Here is a 5,211-nt window from a genome sequence, read left to right on the forward strand (position 1 = left end):
GGTTTACAATGATTAATAGGGTAAACATTTACTCGAATCCGCTATGGACTACGGACTAAATGCTATGGACTATTGTTTCATTTAGTGATGGGTTGTTTGTTAGTAAAATTTTAAATTGCCTGGGCAGTAAAGGCTTAAGCTACCAAGCTGCGTTCTTTCAAAACAATTTCGAAGGGCATATCAAAATCTTCTTTAAAATCTTCGCCAGACTCTATCATGTCCATGTCATCGGGCGAAGCAAACCAGTTGACCATTACATAGCCTTTGGCTGCTTTGTGGTAGCCATCCAATATTTTTAGTATTTCATAAAATCGGCGCGAAGAGCTGGTATTGAAATAAGAAACCTTGAAGTTAAATAGAACGGTTTGGGAGTATTGTTGGGTGTATGCTTCAAGCCAACTGAGGATTGGCTCATAAAAATCCATAGAGTATTCACTGAAAGACTCTCCTGTAATTTCAAATAAACTGTTTTCTATATTAAAAGATACTTGAGGGGTGTAGTATTTTTCGGCAATAAATAAACTTTTCATAACACGATGATTAAATGACTACTGACTATTTTATTTAGTATTTAGTGATTTGTAAGGTTTACAGGTAGTACATTTTACTAGCGATATATCTCCCCCCTCAAGTAACTTTTTTAAAGTTTTTTTATTTTTTGCCCATAATTAAGTAAAATAGTATCAGTTTCATACAATGCACCACTGCCTTTATGTGGGTAAATGATGTTTGCTAACGGTACATTGTTAGCCGCTTTGTTGTGTGTTAAATATTTGAAAATCAAATAGTTGAGCGTTTTATTTCTTGATCAGCTTTATTACTTGCCTACCCGCAGAACTTTGCACCACGCATAAATATATGCCATTTGGCAGGTGAGCCATTTCCAGCCTTATTCTGTGAATTCCTTGGGGCAGTGTGCCCAATTGACGAGATTTAATGGTTTTTCCCGAAAGGTTGGTGATTTGTATTGCCAAACGAGTGGTATTGGTCAGGCTTACTTTTAAAAATAAGTGTTCTTTTATTGGGTTGGGGTAGGCACGGAGCGAGCCAGGTATAGAAGCGGACTGGTGGAGCCCATAGTAAGTATTCAATTGCTGAATGCTTCCATACAAGTTTAATCTTCCTCCCGACACAGTGAAAGCCTGCAAACCAGCCACTGGATCAACTCCTGCCAAAATACATTGTTTAAGGCGTAAGGCAGTTTCTGCCGGAGCTGCTTTTACCGAGTCCATCAGGCGATTGGCAGGCATGGCGTACAGCAAAGCAATGGCGCCCGATACATAAGGAGCGGCTGCCGAAGTGCCACCAAAGACCCCGTATGTACCTGTGTTTAAAGTGGTAAAGCTATTAAAACCAGGAGCCGCCAGGTCAATCGATTGTTTTCCGTAACCAGCGCCTGTTATTTTTTGGTCAAAATTATCGGTATTGGTTACAGTCACCAGGTAGTTACTGGTGCAAGCAGTGGGCATGTCGCCTTCTGTATCTACGTTGGTGTTACTATTGGTGGTAGCGGCTACACTAAGTACCCCCACCTTGCCCAATTCATCATAAATGGCGCACCACAAAGGAGCATCTGCCGCTTTTAATGAGTCAACCCCCCAGGAGGCATGCGCTACTACCACAAAAGCCCCTTGCTTGCCCCCACTTTCGTTGTATTTTTTGCGCATAGTCAATATATAGTCATACGCAGCAATAATGGATGCCTCATCTTGCCCTTTTACCAATGACATGAGTTTTATTCGCCAGTTTACGCCGCTTATTCCTATGCCATTGTTGCCTTCTGCCCCAATGATACCCGCTACTGGGGTACCGTGCCAGTGACCAATGCCCTCATTATTGACATTATTGGTGTTGGTTTTAAAGTTCCAGCCTAACACATCGTCTACCCAACCATTTTGATCATCATCTATCCCATTATCAGGAATTTCGTGCGTATTACGCCAAATATTATGGGTCAAATCTGGGTGACTGTCCAGTACACCCTCGTCAATTATGGCCACTACAATGGTATCTTGGTGGGTGGTATAGCCTCCAGTATTTATTTGCCAGGCTTCTTCAGCGTCAATGTCAATGTCCAATGTGTTTTGATTTATATTGTCATTGACCAATTGCCATTGTTGGGTATACAAGGGATCATTGATGAGGCGACCTCTGGGTTTTGTCAAAAGATGGTTTGTTTGTATAGCTGTAACAGTAGGGAAAGCACGTAGAGCGGTCAAAAACTGAGGCAGGGTTGCTTGGTTTGTATAGCGTACACACCATATCGACAGGGTAGGTGCTATACATCGCACCATTTCAATAGAGGGGGCAATCAATGGATGAGTTTTTTTTACTTTTTCCATCAACTGTTTAAAGTCACTCTGAGGTTTCGTACGAATCAAAAACTCCTGAGGCCTACTTTCAAATGTTTGTGCGATCGATTGTTTGGGTTGTATGCACCATATAAATAGCCATAACCAGAAAAGAAATTTGTACATCATCGACTTCTTTAGTGATTAAAAAAAAAGGTTGTTCGAGAAGGCAAACCTTCTCAAAACAACCTTTTTTGATCAAATAATTTTACGTAGTTCTCACTAACTACTACTCAAAGTAAGCAGTGTAAGCACTTTGCTTTTTAGTCTTCACGTGGAATCTAAACTGGTAGCAAGGGTTTCTGTCTACGCTGTATGATTGGTTGTTAGACAGCTTGTACCATGTAGAAACAATAGTAGACCAAGAGCTGCCAGAGTTTGGTCTGTATTTCAAACCAAAAAATACTCGTCTCCACATGTTATGACGCTCAATAAAAGCACTTTTGTCAACATTGGCTTGGCTGTAGTGCCAGTAATACTTCCAAGAAGCTCTTGATTGATCGTCAGGGTGGTTAAAAGTAATGGCAATTTTAGAAAATTCTGGAGCTAAAGATCTTTGCATTACTTCAAAAGAAACGTGCTGAGCATTGGCAGCGTTGTCTTCTGTTTCGCCGTTTTCTTCGGTACCAGTAGTTTGTGGGCGAGCAATGGTCTCTCCCTTTTTCAAAGCAGTGAAAACAAAGTTTGCTGCAGTATACTGCTCAATCAATGATTTGTCATCGGCAGATACACGCATTACAATTGAGTTTTGACCGCTTTTGTCAAAAACTGTAATGTTTTTAGAAAACTTTTGAGAATCGTTAGCAGCAGGAACGCTTACTTCTTTTTCCGAATTTTTACATGCGTTGAGCATTACAATAAGTGCCAAGGCAAATATTGCTGAAAAGTGAATTCTTTTCATAATGGATGTTAGTTTAGGTTGTAAAAGTATAGGTACTCAATAAAAAGTACCAGTGTTAGTTAAGATTATGCAATAAAGTAAAGTGTTTTTTTTGTGTGTAGCAAGCATTTTATCACATATTTAATGTTAATTTTTTGTTAAATAGGTGTTTTTTTAAAACATTTAAGTTAAGCAAAAAACATAAAATGTGATGTAATAAAAAACTTACAATTGCAGATAAGTGATATTGTCAAAATAAAATTTGGAAGTTGTTCTAAAAACATTACTAAGCTACTGTTGCATAATCATTCACTTGTTCTATAACCTTGACTTCTTATACTCAAATTGCCATAGAAAAAATGCGGGTTTCTGGTTTGTTTCTCCACAAACGAGCGTCAAATGCCATGCAGATATTGCGAATAAAAGGCCTGCCTTCGGCTTTTATCTTTATCCCTTCATTGCTTACATTAATCAACCCGTCTTTTTCAAACTCCTCAAAGTGGGGCATCAACCCGTCAAAACCTCCCAGCTTTGCTTCTTTGTTTGTCCATGAGGTTTCCAGTTGACACATGAGGTTTAGTATGTGCTGTCTAATGATGAGGTCTTCAGTATTGAGGTGATGCCCTCTGAACACAGGCAACTCACCAGCGTTAACGAGGTGCTGATACTCTTCTACTTTTTTTACATTTTGGGCAAAAGCATACCAAGAGTCACTAATGGACGAAACTCCGAGCCCAACCATTAACTGGGTTTTAGAAGAGGTGTAACCCATAAAATTGCGATGAAGTCGTTTTTCTTCCAATGCCTGGTACAAATCATCATTAGACAAAGAGAAGTGATCTAAGCCAATTTCCCGGTACCCTCCACTTTCAAGCAATTGGCGCCCTTCTTCGTATAATTGACGCTTGGCGGCAGACTTGGGCAAGTCGGCCTCTGAGTAGCCCCTTTGTCCACTGCCTTTGACCCAGGGTACATGGGCATAACTATAAAAAGCAATTCTATCGGGAGCCAGTGCTTCTGTTTTGCGAATGGTATCTAACACACTCTCCAGTGTTTGTAGAGGCAAGCCATACACCAAATCGTGATTGATAGAGGTGTATCCCACCGCCTTGCTTTGCTCGTGTGCCCGTTGTACCTGTTCGTAGGGTTGTACCCGTCGAATGGCTTTTTGTACGTTCAAGTCATAGTCTTGAATGCCATAGCTAACCCGCCTAAAGCCTAAATTATATAGTACTTGTAAATGCTCATTAGTGGTGTTGTTGGGGTTGCCCTCAAAGCTAAACAGTGGTTCTTTGTCTAATTCGGTACCTTTAAGAATACCTTCTATGAGCCAACCCAGGTTTTGGGCACTAAAAAAAGTAGGACTGCCCCCACCCAAGTGCATCTCTTTGATGCGGGGAGGAGTGTCAAATAAGTCTTTATACATTTGCCACTCTTTGAGCACTGTTTCCAGGTAAGGGCGTTCTACCTGATGGTTTTTAGTGATGCGTTTGTTGCAACCACAAAATGTACAAAGGCTTTCGCAAAAGGGGAGGTGTATGTATAGACTGATGCCTTCTTGTGGGTTGCTTTCGCTGAATGAGCGGGCAACTGATTGTTTCCATTGGTGGGCAGAAAATCGTTCGTTTTCCCAAAAAGGCACTGTAGGATAGCTGGTGTAACGGGGTGCCGGAATGTTGTATTTATCTATCAAATGTTTATTCATACTTTATGTGTCTTTAATGCCTGTTTTCTGTTACAGACTGCATAATTACACACAAGTACACTACTTTGCTATGACTTTTGTCAGTTAGTATGGAGCTTCTATAGAAGCTGTCTCATAATCATTTTCAGAAAAATATTATTTTAATGATTGATCATACCTGACAGGTAGGCTGTCAGGTATAAAATACTTTAAAAATTGGGTTGTTCTATTCAATGTATGATGAGTAAACCTTGGTTTCTATAGTGAAAAAATAGTTTGAAAGCTGCTTTGTGATA

4 protein-coding genes are annotated in these 5,211 nt (G+C 40.1%); all 4 read right to left on the reverse strand.

Translation table 11 applies throughout. The features are described from left to right. Positions 1–134: 134 nt before the first annotated feature. Positions 135–530, reverse strand: coding sequence for a DUF1987 domain-containing protein (locus tag Q0954_RS32690; RefSeq protein ID WP_299465830.1), 396 nt, complete (start codon positions 528–530; stop codon positions 135–137). 267 nt (positions 531–797) lie between these two features. Further along, positions 798–2,342, reverse strand: a complete 1,545-nt coding sequence (locus Q0954_RS32695; RefSeq protein WP_299465833.1) for a S8 family serine peptidase — start codon at positions 2,340–2,342, stop codon at positions 798–800. Between the two features lie 238 nt (positions 2,343–2,580). Continuing rightward, positions 2,581–3,252 carry a hypothetical protein gene (locus Q0954_RS32700; protein ID WP_299465836.1) on the reverse strand — a complete coding sequence of 224 codons (672 nt, stop codon included), beginning with the start codon at positions 3,250–3,252 and terminating at the stop codon, positions 2,581–2,583. A gap of 319 nt (positions 3,253–3,571) precedes the next feature. Continuing rightward, entirely contained in the window at positions 3,572–4,936 is a 1,365-nt protein-coding gene (hemN, locus tag Q0954_RS32705) for an oxygen-independent coproporphyrinogen III oxidase (protein ID WP_299465839.1), read from the reverse strand. Between the last annotated feature and the right edge of the window lie 275 nt (positions 4,937–5,211).

Origin of the sequence: uncultured Microscilla sp. (assembly GCF_947493425.1) — a bacterium.
In the GTDB taxonomy this organism is placed as follows: Bacteria; Bacteroidota; Bacteroidia; order Cytophagales; family Microscillaceae; genus Microscilla.

Bases quoted from the DNA above. Each gene is read 5' to 3' on its own strand.
- Q0954_RS32690 (WP_299465830.1), bottom strand. From the start codon at position 530: ATGAAAAGTTTATTTATTGCCGAAAAATACTACACCCCTCAAGTATCT.
- Q0954_RS32695 (WP_299465833.1), bottom strand. From the start codon at position 2,342: ATGGAAAAAGTAAAAAAAACTCATCCATTGATTGCCCCCTCTATTGAA.
- Q0954_RS32700 (WP_299465836.1), bottom strand. From the start codon at position 3,252: ATGAAAAGAATTCACTTTTCAGCAATATTTGCCTTGGCACTTATTGTA.
- hemN (WP_299465839.1), bottom strand. From the start codon at position 4,936: ATGAATAAACATTTGATAGATAAATACAACATTCCGGCACCCCGTTAC.